The following is a 21,373-nucleotide window of genomic DNA, read 5'->3' on the forward strand; positions in this document are numbered from 1 at the left end:
ATGCCGCTTTCCGTGTCCCTGAGCATCGAGGGCGACACCACCGTCATCGAGCTGACGGGCGAGCTGGACGCGAGCACCGCCCCGGACTTCCACCAGACCATCGAGAAGGCCGCCGGGCACGGCACCACCACCGTCGAGATCCGGATGGCCGGCGTCGGCTACCTGGCCAGCGCCGGACTGCGCTCGCTGGTCTTCGCCCAGCAGAAGGTCCCCGGCGACGTGACCATCAAGGTGGTCGGCGCGATCGAGCCGGTCGCCCGCACCATCCGCACGGCGGGGCTGGACCGCAGCATCGTCCTCTCCGATGAGTGAGCACCACCCACCGCGCAAGGGGTCCCCGCTGACCCAGCCCGCCGCCGGTGAACTGCAGGTACCGGCCAGCTTCGGTTCGCTCGCCGCCATCGCCTCCTTCGTGCAGGCGGTGGCGGGACGGGCCGGCCTGGACCGGCGGGCCGCCTACCGGCTGCGGCTGGCCGTGGACGAGCTCGCCACCAACATCGTCATGCACGGGTACCGGGGCGGCGACGGACGGATCACCGTCCGTGGCCGCTCCGGTCCCGGACGGGCGAGGATCACCGTCGAGGACAGCGCCCCGGAGTTCGACCCGGTGGCCGGCTGCCTCCCGCCGGCCACGGAACTGCCCCCGGAGCAGCGCCGGATCGGCGGCCTCGGCATCCACCTCGCCCTCACCAGCGTCGACGAGTTCAGCTACGTCCGGCACGACGGCCGGAACATCAGCACACTGACCGTGAAGGCCGAGGGGACGGACCCATGCCCTCCACCACCGTGATCATCCTGGCCGACCACCCTCCGCCACCGGAGAGCCTGCTGGCCGCGCTCCGCACCATGGACGCGGCCCTGGTCGAAGCGACCCTGCAGGAACTGCTCTCCGGCCCGCGGGAGGGACTGCCCGCCGCCGACGTGCTCCTCGCCCCGGCCCGGGCGCCCGGGGAGTCGGTGCGCACGGCCGTCCGCCGGCTCCGCCGCCGCTACACGGCACCCATCGTGGTGGTCTGGACGGTGGACGACTTCGCCGCCCTGGAGGAACACGTACGACTGGGCCACGACTACCTCGTGCCGCCCTTCCTGCCCGCCCTGGTCGGGGCACGGCTGCACAGCTGCACCGAACGCGCCGAACTCGGCCGCACCCTGCGCGAGGCCGACGCCCGGGCCGAGCTGATGAGCTACGAGAAGGAGCTGGAGATCGGCCGGGAGATCCAGGCAGGCTTCCTCCCGGAGGCACTCCCCGTCCCCGACGGCTGGGAGATCGACGTCCGCTTCCGCCCGGCCCGCCAGGTGGCCGGCGACTTCTACGACGTCTTCGAGCTGGTGCACCGCCGCCGGCTCGCCCTGGTCGTCGCCGACGTCTGCGACAAGGGGGTCGGCGCGGCGCTCTTCATGGCGCTGATCCGCTCCCTGCTGCGGCACACCGCCGAGAACAGCGGACTGCAGCACCTGGTGGCGGCCGGCCGTTCCGGCGGCCGGATCCCCGTCGTCGGGGCCACCCCGCTGCTCAACGCGGTCACCGCCACCAACGGCTACCTCACCCGCAACCACCTGCGGCAGGGGTACTTCGCGACGCTGTTCTTCGGCGTCCTGGACCCGCTCACCGGCAGCCTGGTCTACATCAACGGCGGCCACAACCCGCCGCTGCTCATCGGCGCCGACGGCGGTCCACCGGTCGCCCTCGACGTCACCGGGCCCGCGGTCGGCGTCCTGCCCGACTGCGTCTACACCCTCGGCTACGCCCAGCTCGACCCCGGTGACACGCTGTTCGTGTTCACCGACGGGGTGCCGGAGGCCCGCTGCCCGGACGGACGCTTCCTCGGCGACGAGCGGATGCTCGACCTGCTCTGCGCGGAACGCGACGGCCGGCCGCTCAGCGGCAAGGCCGTGCTGGACCGGATGGACTCGGCGGTGCGCGAGCACACCGGCAGCGCCGAACAGCACGACGACGTCACCATGCTGGCCCTGCACCGGCCACGTGCGGCGCGGGGGCCGCACGGAAGCCGGGCAGGCTACCCGGAGGCGGCGTGATGACCCGGACCATCGTGGTGCACTCCCACCGCGGCGGAACCGGGAAGTCCACGGTCCTGGCCAACCTGGCGCTGCTGCTGGCCACCGGCGGACGCAGGGTCGGCGTGGTGGACACCGACATCCAGTCGCCCACCCTGGACCTGCTGTTCCGGCTCCCGCCGGGCGGCGGTTCGCTCACCGACTACCTGCTCGGCCGGTGCGAGATCGAGGCCGCCGCCGTGCCGGTGGCCCGGTCCGGGCTGTTCGTCGTACCCGCCCGCAACGGCACCACCGCGCTGCGGGAGATCATGGCCACCGGGTACGACGTGGGGCTGCTGCCCGAGGGCTTCGACCGGTTCGCCGACACCTACGGCCTGGACGTGCTGCTGCTCGACACGCACGCCGGCCTGAACAACGAGTCGGTGACCGCCATGGCCAGTGCCGACGTCCTGGTGCTGCTGGCCCGGGCGGACCGGATCGACCTGTCCGGGGTCGAGGAGACCCTCGCCCTGGCCGGACGGCTGGCCTGCCGCCGGGCCCTGGTGATGAGCATGGCCCCGGACGGCATGGACCGGGAACTGGCCGCCCGTCGCGTGGAGGAGGTCTACGGCGCACCCCTGGCCGGAATCCTTCCCTATGTGCCGGAAATGGCCGCGCTGTACGGAGAACGCATATTCGCCGACGCCCATCCCGACCATCCCCTGGTCGCCGAATTCCGCACCATCATCTCGGCGCTCGGCATCGCACTGGACGCACGTGACGAAGTATCGCGTGCCTGACGTCATCCCCCTTACGCCCTTTGACACAGGGCGTGTTGAATCGGCAGCGAATCCAGAACAAGGAGATCACGGTCATGAAGATTCTCGTCGTCATGACGGCAAAGGCCACGCTCCATCTGCTGGACGGGGAGCTGCATCCCTCGGGATTCTGGGCCGAGGAATTCGTCGTCCCCGTCTCGATCTTCCGCGCCGCCGGGCACTCCGTCGACGTGGCGACGATCGGGGGCCAGGCTCCCACGGTCGACCAGACCAGCATCGACCCTGACTTCCTCAAGTGGGTCCGCCCCCAGGGCTCCGAGGACAACGACGCCGCCAACGCGGCCGAGTACGTCCGCGTCATCGGGTCCACCCCGCAGCTGGAGAACCCCATCGCCCTGGAGTCCCTCGGCGAGAAGGACATCGCCGGCTACGACGGCATCTACATCAGCGGCGGACACGGCGCCATCGGCGACCTGCCCAAGTCGGACGAGCTCGCCCAGCTGCTGCGCTGGGCCATCGCGCAGGACAAGCCGCTGGCCACCGTCTGCCACGGCCACACCTCCCTGCTCGCGCTCCGCGACGGCGAGGGCTGCTGGCCCTTCGAGGGCTACCGGATGACCGCCTTCTCGCACAGCGAGGAGCTGGTCACCAACATGGCCGGCCGGCTCCCGTTCATCCTCGAGGTGGAGCTCACCCGGCTCGGCGCCCGCTACGAGAAGGCCGAAGCCATCTGGGACTCGCACGTGGTGGTGGACCGCAAGCTGACCACCGGCCAGAACCCGTACTCCTCCAAGGCCCTCGCCGAGACCTTCTTAACGCAGCTCGCCGCGGGCTAGCCCGCACCCCCGACCGGGCGAACCGTGCCCGCAGAATGAGGAAGGCAGCCATGACCAAGCGCGTGCTCAGCGACCAGCCCCTGGCCAATCCCGGCAAGCTGTTCATCGGCGGCAAGTGGGTCGAGGCCAGAGGCGGCGGCACCGAGCCCGACATCAGCCCGGTCGACGGGCAGGAGATCGTGCCGGTGGCCCAGGCGGGATCCGCCGACGCCGACGCGGCCGTGGCGGCGGCCAGGGAAGCGTACGAGTCGGGCCCCTGGAGCAGACTGTCCGCCCAGGAGCGCGCGCTGCGGCTGAACCGGGTCGGGGAGCTCATCGAGCGGGACCTCGAGGAGATCGCCCTGCTGGAGACCATGGACATGGGCAAGCCGTTCGCGTTCTCCAGCACGGTCGACGCCCCGATGGCCGCCCAGCTCATGCACTACTACGCCGGCGCGGTGACCCGGGTCGACGGTTCCTCCCGGGCACCGGCCGGCGGCCAGCTCGCGTACACCCTGCGGGAACCGCTCGGCGTGGTCTGCGCGATCACCCCGTTCAACTTCCCGCTGCTGCTGTCCATGACGAAGATCGCCCCGGCCCTGGCCGCGGGCAACACGGTCGTGCACAAGCCCTCGCCGGCCACCCCGCTCACCGCCCTCAAGATCGCCGAGCTGTTCCAGGAGGCGGAGATCCCCGACGGGGTGCTGAACGTGGTCACCGGTCCCGGCGTGGAACTGGGGGAGACCCTCACCGACCACCCCGGCATCGACAAGATCGCCTTCACCGGCTCCACCGCCGTCGGCCAGTCCATCATCCGCAAGGCCGCCGGCACCCTGAAGAAGGTCACGATGGAACTCGGCGGCAAGTCCGCCAACATCGTCTTCGCCGACGCCGACCTGGACGCCGCCGAGGAACTGGCCTTCTTCGGCATCTACTACAACAAGGGCGAGATCTGCACCGCCGGCTCCCGCCTGCTGCTGCAGCGCCCGATCCACGACGAACTGGTCGAACGGCTGGTCCGGCGGGCCGCCGCGCTCAAGCCCGGCGACCCGCGCGACCCGGCCACCCTGTTCGGGCCGCTGGCCCACCGCGGCCAGTTCGAGAAGGTCAGCTCGTACATCGAGATCGGCCAGAAGGAGGGCGCGAACCTCCGGGTCGGCGGCGAGGGCTGGACCCCCGAAGGCGCCTCCGCGGAGGGCCTGTACTTCCTGCCGACGATCTTCACGGGCGTGGACAACGGCATGCGGATCGCCCAGGAGGAGATCTTCGGGCCGGTCCTGTCCATCATCCCGTTCGACACGGAGGAGGACGCCGTACGCATCGCCAACGACAGCGCGTACGGCCTCGCCGCCGGCGTGCACACCAAGGACCTGCGGCGGGCCCACCGGGTGGCGGCGCAGATCAAGGCCGGCACGGTCTGGGTCAATTGCTACAACCAGTACGACCCCTCGGTGCCCTACGGCGGTTACAAGGCGTCCGGCTTCGGCCGCGAGTGCGGTCCCGAGTCCCTGGAGAGCTACACCCAGACCAAGTCGGTCTGGATCGGCCTGGACTGAATCGGCCCCGACTGAGGAGAGAGCATGAGCACGGGCATCATCGGCACCGGGCGGATCGGGTCCGTCCTGGCCCGCATCCTGGTCGCCGCCGGCCACCGGGTGGTCCTCGCCAACGCGAGCGGACCGCACACGATCGGCCCGCTGCTGGCCGAACTGGGTCCCGCGGCGCGCGCCGCGACCCCCGCCGAGGCCGCCGGCCGGGCCGACCTCCTGGTGCTGATGGTGCCCTTCGACAGCGTCCGGGGGCTGCTCCCGCCGGACGCGGTCGAAGGCAAGGTGCTCGTGGACGCGACGAACGCGTTCGGCGGCCAGGGCGAACCCCGCGATCTCGGCGGGCGCGGCTCCAGCGAATTCGTCGCCGACTGGTATCCCGGTGCGCGGCTGGTGAAATCGCTCAACACCATGCATTTTGAAACACTTGCCGTCGCCGGGCGGGAATCCGGCGAACGGCTCGCCCACTACACGGCGGGCGACGACGCGGAAGCGAAGAAAACCGTCGCCGGAATTATCACCGATCTCGGATTCGCCGCAGTCGACACCGGCCCGCTGCACTCCGGTGGAATTCTCCAGCAGCCCGGCGGGCCGCTCTTCAACCGGCCGCTCACGGAAGCGCAGGCAACCGCATGGACATCTCGCTGAACGTCAACGGACTGACCCGCGAATTCGCCGCCGAAGCCAACGAGTTACTCGTCGAACGGCTGCGTGAGGGGCTCGGGCTCACCGGCACCAAGGTCGGCTGCGACACCGGACAGTGCGGCACCTGCGTGGTCCGGCTGGACGGGGCGTCCGTCAAGAGCTGCCTGATCCTCACCGCCGCCGCGGCCGGATCCGAGATCACCACCATCGAGGGCGTCACCGAGCGGGGCGGTGAACTCAACGGTCTGCAGGAGGCCCTGCGCCAGGAACACGGCACCCAGTGCGGGTTCTGCACCCCCGGCATGGTGATGGCGCTCGGCGAACTCGTCGACCGGACCGCGGGCCCGGAGACCGAGGACCCCACCGAACCCGAGATCCGCGAGTGGCTCACCGGCAACCTGTGCCGCTGCACCGGCTACCACAGCGTCGTGCGCGGGGTGCAGCGCGCCTGCGCCGCGCGGACCGCCCCGAGACAGGAGGCATGAGCCATGACCGCACCGACGGGGGAGAGCGCCGGCGTACTCGGCGCACCGCTGGACAGCCGTGAGGACCCGCAGCTGCTGCGAGGCGAGGCCACGTACGTCGCGGACATCAACCTGCCCGGCACGGCCCACATGGCCATCCTGGGCAGCACCGTCGCCCACGCCAGGATCCTCTCCATCCAGACCAAGGCCGCCGAGCAGATGCCCGGCGTGCTGAAGGTGGCCACCGCCGCCGACTTCGCGGACGTCATGCCGCTGCCCTGCATCTGGATCCCCGGCGGCGTGGAGAGCCATTTCCCGCCGCACCCGTACGGACTCCCCGGCGCCCGACCGGTCCTGACCGGCGACACCGTCCGGCACGTCGGCGACGCGATCGCCGTGGTCGTCGCCGAGACCCCGAAGCAGGCAGCCGCCGCGCTCGCCGCCATCTCCGTGGACTACGAGCCGCTGCCCGTGGTCACCCGCGCCGACCACGCGCTCGCCGAGGGCGCCCCGCAGCTCCACGAGGCCGTGCCCGGCAACCTCAACGCCTACTGGACCTGCGGCGACAAGGAGGCCACCGACGCCGCCATCGCCGGGGCGGAAGTCACGGTGGAGCTGGACCTGGTCAACCAGCGGACCATCAACAGCCCCATCGAGCCGCGCGGCGCCGTCGGCGACTACAACCCGGTGACCGGCGAGTACACGCTCTACGCCTCCACCCAGGGCCCGCACAACCACCGCTTCCTGCTCTCCGCCCTGGTCCTCGGCATCCCCTTCAACAAGCTCCGGGTGATCGCCCCGACCGTCGGCGGCAGCTTCGGCACCAAGGGCTACCTCTACCCCGACATGGCGCTGGTCCTGCTGCTGTCCAAGGCGCTGGGCCGCCCGGTGAAGTGGGTGGACACCCGCACCGGCCTGATGAACTCCACCGTGCAGGGCCGCGACCACCGCCAGCACGTCACCCTCGCCGGCACCCGCGACGGCCGGATGACCGCCGTGCGCTGCACCAGCTACGCCAACCTCGGCGCGTACCCGTCCACCATCGGCCCCGGTGTCGCCACCGCCCTGATGGGCCGCTCCATCAGCGGCATGTACGACTTCGACGCGGCCTTCTGCGAGGTGTACGCGGCCTTCACCAACACCGTGCCGCTCGGCGCCCAGCGCGGCAGCGGCCGGGCCGAGGCCGCCTTCCTGATGGAACGCCTGGTCGACCGGTACGCGGCCGAGATCGGCATGGACCCGGCGGAGGTCCGCCGCAGGAACCTGGTGCCGGCCGAGAAGTTCCCGTACGACAACGGGCTCGGCTGGACCTACGACTCGGGCAACTACCGGGAGAACTTCGACAAGGCCCTGGAACTCGCCGGATACGCCGACATGCCGGCCCGCAAGGCCGAGGCGCGCGCCCGCGGCAAGCGGCTCGGCGTCGGCCTGGCCACCTACGTCGCGATCTGCGGCGTGGGCCCGTCCACCCGGATGTCCCAGGAGGGCATGCTCGGCGGTACCTGGGAGAGCGCCAACATCCGGGTCCACCCCACCGGAGAGGTCACCGTCATGGTCGGCTCGGCCTCCACCGGCCAGAGCCACGGCACCGTGTTCGCGCAGGTGGCGGCCGCCGAGCTGGGCATCGACCCGGCCACCGTCAACGTGTACCAGGGCGACACCCTCAAGGCCCCCTACGGCCAGGGCACCTACGGCAGCCGTTCCTACAGCATGGCCGCCCCGGCCGTCGCCCTCACCGCCCGGAAGATCAAGAGCAAGCTGGTGAAGGCCGGTGCCGTGTTCCTGGGCATCCCCGAGGAGAAGGTGGTCTACGAGGGCGGCAAGGTCTACGAGGACGGCAACCCGGAGAACACCAAGACCTTCGCCGAACTCGCCATGTCCATGTGGTACGGCTGGGGCCTCCCGCCGGAGATCGAGCCGGCCCTCGACGAGACCACGCACTTCGACCCGCCGGACTTCAACTACCCCTTCGGCAGCCATGTCGCGGTCGTCGAGGTCGACGAACTCACCGGCGAGACCGAGGTGGTCGCCTACACGGCCGTCGACGACGCGGGGAACATCGGCAACCCGAAGATCGTCCACGGGCAGATCGAGGGCTCCATCCTGCACGGGCTGGGCCAGGCCCTGATGGAGGCCGCCGAATACGACGCGGACGGCCGGCTGCTCACCTCCGACCTCACCCGGTACGCCCTGCCCAGGGCCGCCGACGCGCCCTTCTTCACCCTGGACAAGACGGTCACGCCGAGCCCGCACAACCCGCTCGGCGCCAAGGGCGCCGGCGAGATCGCCACCGTGCCGCCCGCCGCCGCCGTGGTCAACGCGGTGGTCGACGCCCTGTCCGACCTGGGCGTCACCCACATCGACATGCCGGTCACCCCGGAAAAGGTATGGCGGGCCCTTCAGGGCCAGGGAGGTGGAGACCGGTGATCCTCGCCGACTTCGACTACGTCCGGCCCGCGGGACTGGACGAGGCGCTCGTCCTGCTCGGCGGCCACCCCGGTGCCCGGGTGCTGGCCGGCGGCCAGAGCCTGCTGCCCGACCTGGGCAACGGCACCACCACCGCCCGCATGCTGGTCGACGTACGCCGGCTGGAGGAGCTGCGCGGCATCGGCAGGACCCCGGACGGGGCCCTGCGGATCGGCGCCGCCACCACCCTGGCCGAACTCGCCGCGCATCCGCTGGTCCTGGCCGGAGCACCCGAACTGGCGGCCGCGGCCCGTGCCAACGGCGACCCGCAGGTACGCAACATGGGCACGGCCGGAGGCAACCTCTCGGCCGCCGGACGCCCCACCGACCTGCCGGTCGCCGCCCTCGCCGCCGACGCCCGGGTGGAACTCGCCGGTCCCGGCGGCCGCAGAACCGTCACCGCCGAGGATTTCGCCGCCTCCGGGCCGCCGCCGGCCACCGTGGTCACCGCCCTGCTGGTGCCCGCCCCCGGCCCGGCCGCCGCCTTCGAGAAGACCGCCGACCGCGCCACCCGCTACCCGCTGTGCGCGGTGGCGGTCCGGATCACCCCCGGCGGCCCCCGCATCGCCGTCACGGGCGCCACCGCGCGCCCGCAGCGGCTGCCGGAGGTCGAGTCCCGGCTGGCCGGCACCGCGTACACCACCGAGGCCGTCCTCGCGGCCTTCCGCGCCGAACCCCGGGAGCTGTTCGTGCCCGGGCGCGGCACCTCGGCCGAATACCTCGGCCATCTCGCCGGCGTCCTGACCGCCCGCGCGCTCGCGCGGGCCCAGGCCGCCCCGTCCTGACCGCCCGCACCGACCGCGGGTCCACGGGGGAGTGACAGCACGTGGCAGGCAACACCGCGAAACCGACAACGAGCACGCCGACCACAGGGGTTACCGTGCAACCGTCCGCTCCGGGTGCGACCGGCGCCGAACCCAGACGCCCGGGCTTCCGGGTCGTCGGCGCGGTGCTCGTCCTGCTGATGCTGTCCTCCTCCGTACCCTCCGCCCTCTACGTGCTCTACCAGGAACGGTGGGACCTCTCCTCCGGCATGATCACCGTGGTCTTCGCCCTCTACGCGGTGACCGTGCTGGCCGGACTGCTGCTCTTCGGCTCGCTCTCCGACACCCTCGGCCGGCGGCCCGTCCTGGCCGCCGGCCTGGTCCTGGCCATCGGATCCATGGGCCTGTTCGCCGCGGCCCAGGGACTGGGCTGGCTGCTCGCCGCCCGGGCCGTGCAGGGCCTCGCCGTGGGCCTGGCCACCGGCGCGATGGGCGCCGCCCTGCTGGAACTGGCCCCCCGGTCCAGGCCCGCGCTCGGCGCCCAGGTCAACAGCGCCGGACCCACCGTGGGCATCGGCCTGGGCGGCATCGGCGCCGGACTGCTCGTCCAGTACGGGCCCGCCCCGACCGCCCTCAGCTACCTGCTGCTGATCGGCGCCTTCGCGCTGTGCCTGGCCGGGGTGGCCCGGATGCCGGAGAGCGCACCCGGAGCGGTGCACCGGACCGGCGGGCGACTCCGCATCACACCCCACCGCATCCGGGTGCCCGCCCGGGCCCGGCGCCGGTTCGCCGTCCTCGTCCTGACCATCGTCGCGGTCTGGTCGGTCGGCGGCTTCTACCTCTCGCTCGGCCCGCACCTGGTGCTCTCCCTGCTGGAGAGCACCAACTACCTGGTCGGCGGGGCCACCGTGGCCCTGCTGGCCGGCGCGGCCACCGCCGCCCAGCTGCTGCTCGGCGGCACCCCGGCACTGCGCACCGCCGTGCTCGGGCTGACCGGCCTGCTGGCCGGCCTGGCGCTGGTGCTCCTCGCCCTCGGACTCGGCTCGGCCCCGGTGTTCCTGATCGCCACCGCCGTGCTGGGCAGCGGCTGGGGAGCCGCCTTCCTGGGCTCCTTCCGGGCCCTGAGCGCGCTCGCCGAACCCGAGCACCGGGGCGAACTCACCGCGGCCGTCTACGTCTTCGCCTACCTGGCGATGAGCGTCCCGGCGGTGCTGGCCGGGCTGCTCACCAACGTCCACGGACTGCAGCGCACCTCCGTCGGCTTCATGGCGGCCGTGGCCGCCGTGTGCGCGGTCGCGCTGCTGGCGACACTCCGGCTGGCCGCCCGTACCCGGGCAGAGGGGAGCACGGCATGAGCGGCGGAACGGCACCGGAGGACCTGCGGAGCGCCCTGCACGGGCTGGAGATCTTCGCCGGGCTCACCGGGGACCAGCTGGACTGGCTGGTCTCGGTGTCCGATCCGCGGGTGCTGGCCGACGGCGACGTGCTCTTCCGCGACGGCGACGAGGCCGACGCCTTCCACGTGCTGCTCTCCGGCGGGCTGCTGGTCACCAAGGTGGTGGACGGCCGGGAGGAGGTGCTCACCCGGCACTCCACCGAGGGCGGGGCCGCCGAGGAGCACGACGGGAAACCCACCGCCGCGCACCGGTTCACCGGTGAACTGCCGCTGCTGACCGACGGCCACTACGTCGCCACGGCCGCCGCCAGCGGGCCGGCGACCACGGTGGTGGCGTACTCGAAGCCGGTCTTCTTCGAGATGCTGACCCGGTGCCACGGAGTGGCCGCCGTGCTGATCCCCGTCCTGGCCTGGCGCATCAAGTCCTCCGAGGTGCAGGCCCGGAAACGGGCCACCGTGGAGGCCCTGGGCACGCTCGCCGCCGGACTCGCCCACGAGCTCAACAACCCGGCGGCGGCGGTGGCCCGCGCCGCCCAGGAGCTCGGGCCCGCCTTGGAACGGCTCACCCGTACCGCGTACGCCTGGGGTGCGGCGGCGGCCGGCGGCGAACGCGGTGTCCTCGACCGGCTCGCCGAGGAGCTGGACAAGGTCCCGCCGCCCGCCGCCACCGATCCGCTCGCCCAGGCCGACGCCGAGGAGGACATCACCGACTGGGCCGAGGACGCGGGCGCGGAGCGGCCCGGACTGCTCGGCGCCGGGGTGGCGGACCTGGGCCTGGAGCTCGACTGGCTGCGGTCCCGGCTGGAGGGGGTGGGCGGAACCGCGCTGCCCGCCGCCCTGGACCACCTGGCCGCCCTGCTGGAGACCCGGGCGCTCGCCGCGGAGCTGTGCGCGGCCGGACCGCGGATCTCCCAGCTGGTCGCGGCCACCCGGGATTACGCCAATCTCGACCGGGCTCCCGAGCAGCGCTTCGCGGTCACCGACGGGCTGGAGAACACCCTGGTGGTGCTCCGTTCCAAGCTCGCGGGGATCAGCGTCGTGCGCGCCTACGAGCCGGACCTTCCGGAGATGACCGGATATCCGAGCGAGCTGAACCAGGTGTGGACCAACCTGGTCGACAACGCCGCGGAGGCGATGGAGGGCGCCGGCGTGCTCACGCTGCGTGTCCGTGCGGAGGGCGACTGCATGGTCGTCGAGATCACCGACACCGGCCGCGGCATCCCCGAAGACTCCCTGCCCCGCATCTTCGAGCCCTTCTACACCACCAAGGACGTGGGGAAGGGCACCGGCCTGGGGCTGCACCTGAGCTACCGGATCGTCACCCAGCGCCACCGCGGGTCCCTCACGGCGCGCTCCCGGCCGGGGGAGACGCGCATGACCGTCCGCCTGCCCGTCGGCTGACGGTCCGAACGGCCGGACGAACGGCCGCCTGAACGACCGTCCGAACGATCGCCCGAACGGCCGGCCTCCCGCCGGTCCACCCGAGAAACGGAGTCGCCCCATGGCCTACGACATCTCCGAACTGCACCCGGTGTTCGTCCGTCAGATGGACGCCCTCGCCGCGCTCGACATCGACGCGGTGATGAAGAACTACACCGACGACGCCGTACTCCTGCGATTCGAAGGCGTATCGGTGGGAATCGACGCCGTACGTGAGACCTTCACCGGCTATCTCACTCTGAAGCCCACCCTGGTCGAACTCCAGGAGTACATCGAGACCGAGGACACGATCTTCTACCGGGCGATCATGAACCTCAACGGAGAGCCTGAGCACGCGTTCGGGACACTGGTCGTCCGCGATGGCCGGATCTGGCGCCAGACCGCCGGATTCGGCAGCTGACCGGGCATATCCGGGTAGCGTACGCGGGGAGGGTGGCGCAGCGCCCTCCCCGCTGGCATCCAAACTCACGGCAAAGGGGAGGCCATGGACAAGGAAACCGGCCGCGTCGAGGCATTCAGTGACGGCGTATTCGCGATTGTCATCACGATTCTCGTCCTGGAGATCAAGGTTCCCGAGGAACACGGTTCCGGCCTCTGGCACGGATTATGGGAACAATGGCCGCATTACGCGGCGTACGTCGTGAGTTTCCTCATCGTCGGTGTGATGTGGGTGAACCACCACACCATCTTCGGGCACCTGCGGAGGGTCGACCGCCCCCTGCTGTTCCTCAACCTCCTCGTCCTGATGGTGGTTTCGGTGATCCCGTGGACCACCTCGGTCCTCGCCGAACACCTCAAGGACGACGACGCGGCCCGCATCGCCGCGATCCTCTACAGCTCCTGGACGGTCGTCTACGCCCTGGCCTTCATCGCCTTCTGGTGGTACGTGACCAAGGTCGGACACCTCTTCCACGACCACGTGGACAAGGACGGCGCGCGCGCCACGCGAATGCGCTTCGGCCTCGGGGCCATCGCCTACCCCGTGACCGTCCTGCTGTCCTTCTTCTCCGCTCCCGTCGCACTCGCCGCACACTTCCTGATCGCCATCTACTATGCGGCGAACCAGATCCCGATCCCCCTCGTGGTAGAGGAGGAGCGGCTCGAATCTGCCAGCGACCTCAGGAAGTAGCCGCCGGGGCCTACGGGCCGTTCTTGCCGGTCAAGTAGGGTATTGGATCTAGCTGGTCGCGGGGGAGGCAGCAGATGGCGCGCGCAGTCCTGCCGGAGGAATCCGCAAAGGAAATCTCCGAATTGATCGACGTCCTGATATCTCTGTTCTTCGAATCCTTACCCCGGCGGGACCAGCGAAACTGGGCCCGCGTTTATCTGAACGGCCTCGTGCACACCACCGGCAAGAAGACCATCCGGAACATCGCCGGCACCGGGGCCAGTTCGGTGGAACAGAGCCTCCAGCAGTTCATCAGCAAATCCCCGTGGGACTGGACCCCGGTACGCCGGTCCCTGGCGCGGCACCTCGAACGCACCGCCCAGCGCCCGCTGGCCTGGGTGGTGCAGCCCATGGTCATAGAGAAGGCCGGGGACCGCTCCGTCGGCGTAGGCCGCCAGTTCGTGCCCCAGCTCGGCCGCACCGCCAACTGCCAGCAGGCCGGCGGCATCTGGCTGGCCTCCAGCGAGGCCAGCTTCCCGGTCGAATGGACCCTCACCCTCCCCGGGCCCTGGACCAGCGAACTGCTGCGCCGCCGCCGCGCCGGCATACCCGACACCGCGCGCTCCCTCAGCCCCGCGCAGGACGCCGTACAGGCCGTCCTGCGGATGGCCGCGAGCTGGCAACTCCAGCGCAGGCCCGTGGTGATGGAGGTCGGCAACGCCGAACTCCCGTACTGCGTGGAGGCCCTCGGCCAGCAGGACATCCCCTTCGTACTCAAGGTGGACGGCTCGGTGCCGGTCTCCTTCGGCGGCGCCGGACGCCACAAGCCCGGCCCCCACACCGCCCCCGCCCGGGAACTCATCGACTCCCTCCGCTCCCAGCGCCGGGTCGTCGAATGGACCCGGCACGGCCGGACCGAGGGCGCGGTCACCCTGCTCACCTCCGCCGGCATCCTGACCGCCACCGCCGAGGACCGGCCCGCCCCCGGCCCGCCGGTACCGCTGCTCCTGGTCGGCGCCTGGACCGAGGCCGGGCTGATGCCCACCGAGTTCTGGATCACCAACATCGGCGACCGTCCGCTGGCCCAGCTGTTCCTGCTCGCCAAACTCACCGACCGGGTGGCCCTCGACTTCGCGGAGGTCTGCGAACCGGTGGGCATCCGCGACTTCGAGGGCCGTTCCTTCCGCGGCTGGCACCACCACGTCACCCTCGCCAGCGTCGCCCACGCCGCCATGCTGCTCGGCGCCCGCAGCCACGGCAGGCCGCACCGGCCGCCGGGCCCCGCGACCGGGACCGTCGGCCCGGCCGGCGGCGCGCGGGCGCCGTACCCCGGAAGCACCCGCCCGGTACCGCCGCCCCGGCCGCTCATCCCCGGCCAGGTCCGCCGCGAGTACATCCGCTGACCCGCCGGAGCCGGACACACCCATGCTGGACATAGCAGAGGAACTGCATGCCTGGTGCGCGGCCGAACGCCAGTTCGCGCTCGCCACCGTGGTTTCCGTGAGCGGCAGCGCACCGCGCGGACCCGGAGCCACCCTCGCCGTCGACGACCGCGGCACCGCCCTCGGCAGCATCTCCGGGGGCTGCGTGGAATCGGCCGTGCACGAGCTGTGCCTGGAAGCCATCGCCTCCGGCGAGGGCGGGGTACACCGCTTCGGCTACAGCGACGACGACGCCTTCGCGGTCGGGCTGACCTGCGGCGGGGTCCTCGACGTGCTGGTCACCCCGGTCCGCAGCCTGGACCCGGTGCGGCCCGTGATCGGCTCGGTGCTGCGGGCCACCGCCGGCGGCGGCCGGGCGGCGCTGGCCCGGGTGGTCTCCGGGCCTCCCGAACAGTTCGGCCGGGCCCTGGCCGTCCGGCCCGACGGCTCCTACGAGGGCGGCCTCGGCGGCGGGCCGGGCCTGGACCGGGCCGCCGCCCACCGGGTCCGGGACCTGCTGCTGGCCGGCCGTACCGGCACCACCGAGCTGGGCACCGAGGGCGGTCTGTGCGGCCGCCCGCTCACCCTCCTGGTGGAATCGGCCGCCGAACCGCCCCGCCTGCTCGTCTACGGGGCCATCGACTTCGCCGCGGCGCTGGCCCGGATCGGGACCTTCCTCGGGCACCGCGTCACCGTCTGCGACGCCAGGCCGGTGTTCGCCACCCGGGACCGCTTCCCGCACGCCGACGAAGTGGTCGTGGACTGGCCGCACCGCCACCTGGCCGCCGAATGGGACGCCGGCCGGCTGGACGCCCGTACCGCCGTCTGCGTCCTCACCCACGACGCCAAGTTCGACGTACCCCTCCTGGCCGGGGCGCTGCGGCTGCCGCTCGGCTACGTCGGCGCCATGGGCTCCCGGCGCACCCACGCCGAACGCACCGCCCGGCTGGCCGCCGAAGGGGTGGCCGCGGCCGACCTGGCCAGGCTGCGCTCACCCATCGGCCTGGACCTGGGGGCCGGCACCCCCGAGGAGACCGCCCTGTCCATCGCCGCGGAGTTCACCGCCGTCCGGCACGCGGCAACGGCGGCCCCGCTGACCGGCGGCCGGGAGCCGATCCACCGGGACAGGTTCCCGTCGGCCCTGCCCGCCGCGCCCCTGGTCCCCTAGGCCCCGGCCCCCTCGCGACGTAGGAAGACACCAACCGGCCCGAAATGTGTCGGAGGATCGGCTGGGGCCGCGTAAACCCCAGGACATGGGAGAATGAAGTACGTGCGTTTTCCTCGGCTGCCCTGTCCGAGGGTCACCAACGAACGACTGGGATAGAGCACGTGCGTTTCCTCAATGACCTGAAGCCGCCGTACGACCTCACGTACGACGACGTATTCATGGTGCCGAGCCGCTCCGCGGTGGGTTCCCGCCAGGGCGTCGACCTCTCCTCGCCCGACGGCACCGGGACGACCATCCCCCTCGTCGTGGCCAACATGACCGCCATCGCAGGCCGCCGCATGGCCGAGACCGTGGCCCGCCGCGGCGGCATGGTGGTCATTCCCCAGGACATCCCGATCGACGTCGTCACCGACGTGATCTCCTGGGTGAAGACCCGCCACCACGTGCTCGACACCCCGATCACCCTGGCGCCCACCCAGACCGTGGCCGACGCGCTGGCCCTGCTGCCCAAGCGGGCCCACGGCGCCGGCGTCGTCGTGGACGCCGACAACCGCCCGGTCGGCGTGATCACCGAGCACGACCTGACCGGCGTGGACCGCTTCACCCAGCTCTCCGAGGTCATGTCGAAGGAGCTGCTGCTCATCGACGCCGACATCGACCCCCGCGAGGCGTTCACCACCCTCGACGCCGGCCACCGCAAGCTGGCCCCGGCGGTCGACAAGGACGGCCGGCTCGTCGGCATCCTGACCCGCAAGGGCGCGCTCCGCGCCACCCTGTACACCCCGGCCGTGGACGCCAAGGGCGGCCTGCGGATCGCCGCCGCCGTCGGCATCAACGGCGACTACGTGGGCAAGGCCAAGCAGCTGCTCGACGCGGGCGTGGACACGCTCGTGATCGACACCGCGCACGGCCACCAGGAGTCGATGATCAGCGCGATCAAGGCCGTCCGGGCGCTCGACCCGAAGGTCCCGATCGTCGCGGGCAACATCGTCGCCGCCGAGGGCGTGCGCGACCTCATCGAGGCCGGCGCGGACATCATCAAGGTCGGTGTGGGCCCCGGCGCCATGTGCACCACCCGCATGATGACCGGTGTCGGCCGGCCGCAGTTCTCCGCGGTGCTGGAGTGCGCCGCCGAGGCGAAGAAGTACGGCAAGCACGTGTGGGCCGACGGCGGTGTCCGTCACCCGCGCGACGTCGCCATGGCGCTGGCCGCCGGCGCGTCCAACGTGATGATCGGCTCCTGGTTCGCGGGCACCTACGAGTCCCCGGGCGACCTGCAGCAGACCGCCGACGGCCGCTGGTACAAGGAGTCCTTCGGCATGGCCTCCGCGCGCGCCGTGCAGAACCGCACCAGCGAGGAGTCGTCCTACGACCGGGCCCGCAAGGGGCTGTTCGAGGAGGGCATCTCGACCTCGCGGATGTTCCTCGACCCGGCCCGGCCGGGCGTCGAGGACCTGATCGACTCGATCATCGCGGGCGTCCGCTCCTCCTGCACCTACGCGGGCGCGGGGTCGCTGGCGGAGTTCGAGGAGCGTGCGGTGGTCGGCATCCAGTCGGCGGCGGGGTACGCGGAGGGCAAGCCGCTGCACGCCAGCTGGAGCTAGTCCGCTCCGCTCGGGTTCTGCCGGGCTGTGTCGCCGGGGCCCCGGTGCGTCTCCCCTCCCAGGGGGGTGCGCCGGGGCCCTTGGTGCGTTTCGGGGGGCGGGTACGGCGCTTGAGCGGGGTCGGGGCTGGGGACACGCTGCGCGTCCGGCGCGGGCCGGTGTGCCGTGTGCCCACCCGTGCCGCCCTGCGGCACGCCTGCCCACACGGTGGTGTGAGCTGCGCAGCGGTGCCGCCTGCGGCCTTGGGGTGGACTTTGGGGTTCCGTGGTGAACCAGTGGGGTGCCGCCCGACCGGTTGTCGTACCGGCCGTCGCGCGCCGGGGAGCCGCTCGCCCGTCCGGCCGTGCCCTCGCAGTTATCCGCCACTTGGCGGATCACCCGGTGCACCTGCTCCGCCACGCTCTGGACATCGACCCCCGCCGACGTCCGGAGGAGTGACCCGGTGACGACCCACACCCCCACGCGCCGCACCGACGAGCACGCCCTCGCCCGCCTCCAGCGCGAACACGGCAAGGCCCTCTACGGATTCCTGCTGGGGCTGACCTATGGCGACCGGCAGCGCGCCGAGGACCTCGTGCAGGAGACCCTCGTCCGTGCCTGGCGGCACCCGGAGGCACTGGAGAGCGCGCACGAGTCCATGCGGCCGTGGCTGTTCACCGTCGCCCGCCGGCTGGCCATCGACGCCCGCCGGGCCCGCCTGGTGCGGCCGTCCGAGGTAGGCCCCGACGCGCTGGAGCACTCCCGGCACGCCGACGACGGCACGGACACCTCCGTGGCCGTCCTCGACGTACGGGACGCGCTGCGCCGGCTCAGCCGGGACCACCGCGAGGTACTGGTGCAGATCTACTTCCGCGGGGCCTCCGTGGCCGAGGCCGGCCAGGCCCTCGGCATTCCCTGCGGCACCGTCAAGTCCCGTACGCACTACGCCCTGCGCGCCCTGCGGGACGTCCTCCCCGGCTACGGGCCGACCGGGCCGGTCACGCCGTTCCGGTCCGCCGGACCGGTCCCGGCCTGCGCCCGGCCCGCCGCCTGAGCGGCCACCAGGGCCCGCGACCGCACCTGCAGTTTGCCCAGGATGTGCGACACATGGGTCTGCACCGTCCGGCGGGACAGGAACAGCGCGGACGCGATCTCCGGATTGGACCGGCCCTCCGCGACGAGCAGAGCCACCTTCAGCTCGGCCGGGGTCAGCGCGTCCCAGCCGCTGGCCGGCCGGCGGCGGGCGCCACGGCTGCTCCGGCGCACCCCGAGCCGGCGCAGCCGCGCCTCGGCCCGTACGAGGTCCCAGTGCGCGCCCGGTTCCTCGTACGCGGCCGCCGCCCGGGCCAGCGACGCCCGCGCGCCGGCGAGGTCGCCGTGCCAGGCCTGGGCCACCGCGAGGTCCTCCAGGATCTGGCCCCGCCGGAGCGGGCGGGCCTCGTCCGCTCCGTGCGCCGCCGCCTGCGCCAGCAGCCGCGGGTCCTGTCCGAACAGGCCGCGCCCGCGCAGCAGGGCCATGGCGGTCCCGGGCCGGTCCGGGCAGTCCCGGGCGATCCCGACGCAGGCCGCCACCGCCGCCCGTGCCGTGTGCGGCTCCCCGGCCTCCAGGGCCAGCCGCACGATCTCGGAGAGCACCCAGGGCCGTTCGTCGCCGAACGCCCCGGCTTCCTCCTCCGCCCCGCCGGATCCGCCGCACGGCTCGGACAGCGCGGGCCGCAACGCGTCGAGGGCCACGGTGATCAGGCCGTCCCGCTCGGCCAGCAGCGAGCGCGCCAGCAGGGTGTACGCCGGCCAGGTCCGGCCGGACCCCGACTCCCGCGGCCACCGGTCCCCCTCCGGCGCCCGGTCCGTGCCGGAGCGTGCCCGCTCGGCCTCCATCCGGGCCCAGGCGGCCTCCGCCCGGGCCCAGGCGGCCTCCGCCCGGGCCCAGGCGGCCTCCGCCCGGGCCCAGGCGGCCTCCGCCCGGGCCAGCTCGGCCTCCGCCGCGGCCCGCTCGTCCCGGTGCCCCAGGAGCAGCGCCCGCAGCCCGTGCAGGGTCACCGGCAGCCAGGGGTCCGCGGGCCACAGCGGCTCCGCCCGGGCGCAGGCGGTCAGCGCCGCGTCCCAGTGGCCGAGGTGGAAGCGGAACTCCGCGACCCGGGCCTCCAGCCGCAGCCGGGTCGCCGCGCAGGGGAAGTCCTCGTCCAGCGCGCCCTCCGCCACCACCAGGGCCGCTGCCGGGTCACCGCCGTCGGTCAGCGCCGCGACCAGCCGGACGGCCAGCCCGGCCCGCCGGTCCGGGTGCCGGGCCCGGTCCCGGAGCAGCGCCAGCCGTTCCACCGCCCCGGGCCTGCGCAGCAGCAGCGCGGCGTCCGCGAGGTGCTCCTCCAGGACCAGCGGGTCGGCCGGGTCGGCCGGGTCCGTGGCGTCCGCCGCCCCGGCCGGGGCCGCCGGGTCCGGCCACCCGGCCCCGGCGCGGACGCCGGCGCGCTCCGCCGCGTGGCCCTCCCGGTCCGCGGGGCCGGACGTACGGGTCTGCGCGATGGCCCGCTCCAGCAGCTCGGTTCCGGGCCCGGGGGCGGCGGCGACCACGGCCGGTCCGTGGTCCGCCAGCCAGCGGAGCGCCCACGGCTCCAGCGCGCCGCCGCCCAGCAGCTGCGCGGCGACCCGGGCGGGCGGCTGTCCGGCCCGGGCCAGGGCCCCCGCGGCGTCCTGGTGCAGTGCGGCCCGCAACGCCCCCGGCACGTCGGCGTACAGGGCCTGCCGGACCACCGGGTGCCGGAACCGCAGGCCCTCCCCGGTCCCGTCGAGCAGTTCCGCGGCGAAGGGTTCCTCCAGTCCGGCGAGCAGCTCTCCCACCGGCGTGCCGCGTACGAGCGCCAGCTCGCGCGCGGTGAACTCCGCGCCCAGCAGGGCGGCATGACGGAGCGTCGTGTACGGATCGGGTCCGAGGCGGCCGCGGAGGCGGTGCACCACCGAACCCGGAGGTTCGGGTAACTCCTCCACCGGGCAGGCGAGTTCGGCGGTCAGGTCGTCGACGGTCAGCACCCCCCGCGCGGACCAGTGCCGCAACAGCTCCCGCAGCCACCGCGGGTTCCCCCCGGACAGCCGGGCCGCCTCGCGCAGCCGGGGCCCCGGCGGGGCGCCCAGCTGCTCCCGCACCGCGCGGGCCGTCTCCTGATCGTCCAGTGGCTCCAGGCGGAGCGTGCGGGCACCGAGCCGGCCGAGCGCGGCGCACAGCAGGTCCGCCTCGGGCCGGCGCGGCACCCGGCAGCGGGTGGCGGCCAGCAGCAGCGGCAGCCGGCTGCCCGCCGCCGTGCGAGCGAGCCGCTGCCACAGCTGCAGCGTCGCCCGGTCGGCGGTGTGCAGGTCGTCCAGGACCAGCACCAGCGGCCCCTCGGCGCACCACCGCTCCACGTCCGCGACCAGGGCGTCGAGGGCAGCGGGCAGCGCCGCCCAGCGGGGCACGGTGTCGCGGAGCAGCAGGCCCGCGGCCGCCCGGGCGTCCGCCGCCGACCGGTCGCTCCCGTCCGGGTACAGGCAGTCCAGCGCGGCCTGCAGCGGCGGCCCGTCCGGCGGCCCCGCGGCCGCCCCGGACCGTACCGCGCAGCCCAGCCTCCCGGCCTCCGCCACCAGCTCCGAGGCAAGTGAGGTCCGCCCGGATCCCGGCTCGCCCTCGACGATCAGGCAGGCTCCGCCGCCCTCCGCCGCGCCGCGCACCGATTCCCGTACCGCACGAAGGTGTTGATCACGCCCGACCCGCACGCCGGTGCTCTCCCCTACTCGATGGCCATCGCCCAGGG

19 protein-coding genes are annotated in these 21,373 nt (G+C 73.1%); 18 read left to right on the plus strand and 1 reads right to left on the minus strand.

Features of this window, described 5'->3' with window-relative positions; all coding sequences use genetic code 11:
• The 18 genes from ACGFQ9_RS31615 (at position 1) to ACGFQ9_RS31700 (ending at position 18,645) form a co-directional block, all read left to right on the plus strand.
• Complete coding sequence (locus ACGFQ9_RS31615) at positions 1 to 312, plus strand: STAS domain-containing protein (RefSeq protein ID WP_393578581.1); 312 nt, start codon at positions 1 to 3, stop codon at positions 310 to 312.
• A complete protein-coding gene (locus ACGFQ9_RS31620) occupies positions 305 to 790 on the plus strand; it encodes an ATP-binding protein (RefSeq protein WP_393578583.1) in 486 nt (161 codons plus the stop codon). The genes ACGFQ9_RS31615 and ACGFQ9_RS31620 overlap by 8 nt, the downstream gene beginning before the upstream one ends.
• A complete protein-coding gene (locus ACGFQ9_RS31625; protein WP_393578584.1) occupies positions 772 to 2,037 on the plus strand; it encodes a PP2C family protein-serine/threonine phosphatase in 1,266 nt (421 codons plus the stop codon). The genes ACGFQ9_RS31620 and ACGFQ9_RS31625 overlap by 19 nt, the downstream gene beginning before the upstream one ends.
• Positions 2,037 to 2,795 carry an AAA family ATPase gene (locus ACGFQ9_RS31630; RefSeq protein WP_393578586.1) on the plus strand — a complete coding sequence of 253 codons (759 nt, stop codon included), beginning with the start codon at positions 2,037 to 2,039 and terminating at the stop codon, positions 2,793 to 2,795. Before ACGFQ9_RS31625 ends, ACGFQ9_RS31630 begins: the two co-directional genes overlap by 1 nt.
• A gap of 74 nt (positions 2,796 to 2,869) precedes the next feature.
• Positions 2,870 to 3,610 carry a type 1 glutamine amidotransferase domain-containing protein gene (locus tag ACGFQ9_RS31635; protein ID WP_393578587.1) on the plus strand — a complete coding sequence of 247 codons (741 nt, stop codon included), beginning with the start codon at positions 2,870 to 2,872 and terminating at the stop codon, positions 3,608 to 3,610.
• A gap of 50 nt (positions 3,611 to 3,660) precedes the next feature.
• Positions 3,661 to 5,145, plus strand: coding sequence for an aldehyde dehydrogenase family protein (locus tag ACGFQ9_RS31640; protein WP_393578589.1), 1,485 nt, complete (start codon positions 3,661 to 3,663; stop codon positions 5,143 to 5,145).
• A gap of 24 nt (positions 5,146 to 5,169) precedes the next feature.
• Complete coding sequence (locus ACGFQ9_RS31645; RefSeq protein WP_393578591.1) at positions 5,170 to 5,784, plus strand: NADPH-dependent F420 reductase; 615 nt, start codon at positions 5,170 to 5,172, stop codon at positions 5,782 to 5,784.
• A complete protein-coding gene (locus ACGFQ9_RS31650) occupies positions 5,769 to 6,266 on the plus strand; it encodes a (2Fe-2S)-binding protein (protein ID WP_393578592.1) in 498 nt (165 codons plus the stop codon). Before ACGFQ9_RS31645 ends, ACGFQ9_RS31650 begins: the two co-directional genes overlap by 16 nt.
• A gap of 3 nt (positions 6,267 to 6,269) precedes the next feature.
• The gene (locus ACGFQ9_RS31655; RefSeq protein ID WP_393578594.1) at positions 6,270 to 8,672 is read left to right on the plus strand and encodes a xanthine dehydrogenase family protein molybdopterin-binding subunit; all 2,403 of its coding nucleotides are present in this window, start codon (positions 6,270 to 6,272) and stop codon (positions 8,670 to 8,672) included.
• Positions 8,669 to 9,496, plus strand: coding sequence for an FAD binding domain-containing protein (locus tag ACGFQ9_RS31660; RefSeq protein WP_393578595.1), 828 nt, complete (start codon positions 8,669 to 8,671; stop codon positions 9,494 to 9,496). The genes ACGFQ9_RS31655 and ACGFQ9_RS31660 overlap by 4 nt, the downstream gene beginning before the upstream one ends.
• A 95-nt stretch (positions 9,497 to 9,591) precedes the next feature.
• Positions 9,592 to 10,830, plus strand: coding sequence for an MFS transporter (locus ACGFQ9_RS31665; protein ID WP_393578596.1), 1,239 nt, complete (start codon positions 9,592 to 9,594; stop codon positions 10,828 to 10,830).
• Positions 10,827 to 12,272 (plus strand): ATP-binding protein, encoded by a 1,446-nt coding sequence (locus ACGFQ9_RS31670; RefSeq protein WP_393578597.1) that lies wholly within the window; start codon positions 10,827 to 10,829, stop codon positions 12,270 to 12,272. The genes ACGFQ9_RS31665 and ACGFQ9_RS31670 overlap by 4 nt, the downstream gene beginning before the upstream one ends.
• A 100-nt stretch (positions 12,273 to 12,372) precedes the next feature.
• Positions 12,373 to 12,711, plus strand: coding sequence for a nuclear transport factor 2 family protein (locus ACGFQ9_RS31675; RefSeq protein WP_393578598.1), 339 nt, complete (start codon positions 12,373 to 12,375; stop codon positions 12,709 to 12,711).
• A gap of 84 nt (positions 12,712 to 12,795) precedes the next feature.
• Positions 12,796 to 13,440, plus strand: a complete 645-nt coding sequence (locus ACGFQ9_RS31680) for a TMEM175 family protein (protein WP_393578600.1) — start codon at positions 12,796 to 12,798, stop codon at positions 13,438 to 13,440.
• Positions 13,441 to 13,514: 74 nt separating this feature from the next.
• Positions 13,515 to 14,822, plus strand: a complete 1,308-nt coding sequence (locus ACGFQ9_RS31685; RefSeq protein WP_393578601.1) for an IS701 family transposase — start codon at positions 13,515 to 13,517, stop codon at positions 14,820 to 14,822.
• Between the two features lie 22 nt (positions 14,823 to 14,844).
• Positions 14,845 to 16,008: an XdhC family protein gene (locus ACGFQ9_RS31690; RefSeq protein ID WP_393578602.1), complete on the plus strand. Its 1,164-nt coding sequence runs from the start codon at positions 14,845 to 14,847 to the stop codon at positions 16,006 to 16,008.
• Between the two features lie 152 nt (positions 16,009 to 16,160).
• Positions 16,161 to 17,612, plus strand: a complete 1,452-nt coding sequence (locus ACGFQ9_RS31695; RefSeq protein ID WP_393578740.1) for a GuaB1 family IMP dehydrogenase-related protein — start codon at positions 16,161 to 16,163, stop codon at positions 17,610 to 17,612.
• 442 nt (positions 17,613 to 18,054) lie between these two features.
• Positions 18,055 to 18,645 carry a sigma-70 family RNA polymerase sigma factor gene (locus ACGFQ9_RS31700; RefSeq protein WP_393578603.1) on the plus strand — a complete coding sequence of 197 codons (591 nt, stop codon included), beginning with the start codon at positions 18,055 to 18,057 and terminating at the stop codon, positions 18,643 to 18,645.
• Here ACGFQ9_RS31700 and ACGFQ9_RS31705 read toward each other — a convergent pair.
• On the minus strand, positions 18,570 to 21,335 hold the full coding sequence (locus tag ACGFQ9_RS31705; RefSeq protein ID WP_393578605.1) for an ATP-binding protein: 2,766 nt from the start codon (positions 21,333 to 21,335) through the stop codon (positions 18,570 to 18,572). The genes ACGFQ9_RS31700 and ACGFQ9_RS31705 overlap by 76 nt on opposite strands.
• Positions 21,336 to 21,373: the final 38 nt, after the last annotated feature.

It is taken from the genome of Streptomyces sp. NPDC048603 (assembly GCF_043199475.1).
Classification (GTDB): domain Bacteria; phylum Actinomycetota; class Actinomycetes; order Streptomycetales; family Streptomycetaceae; genus Streptomyces.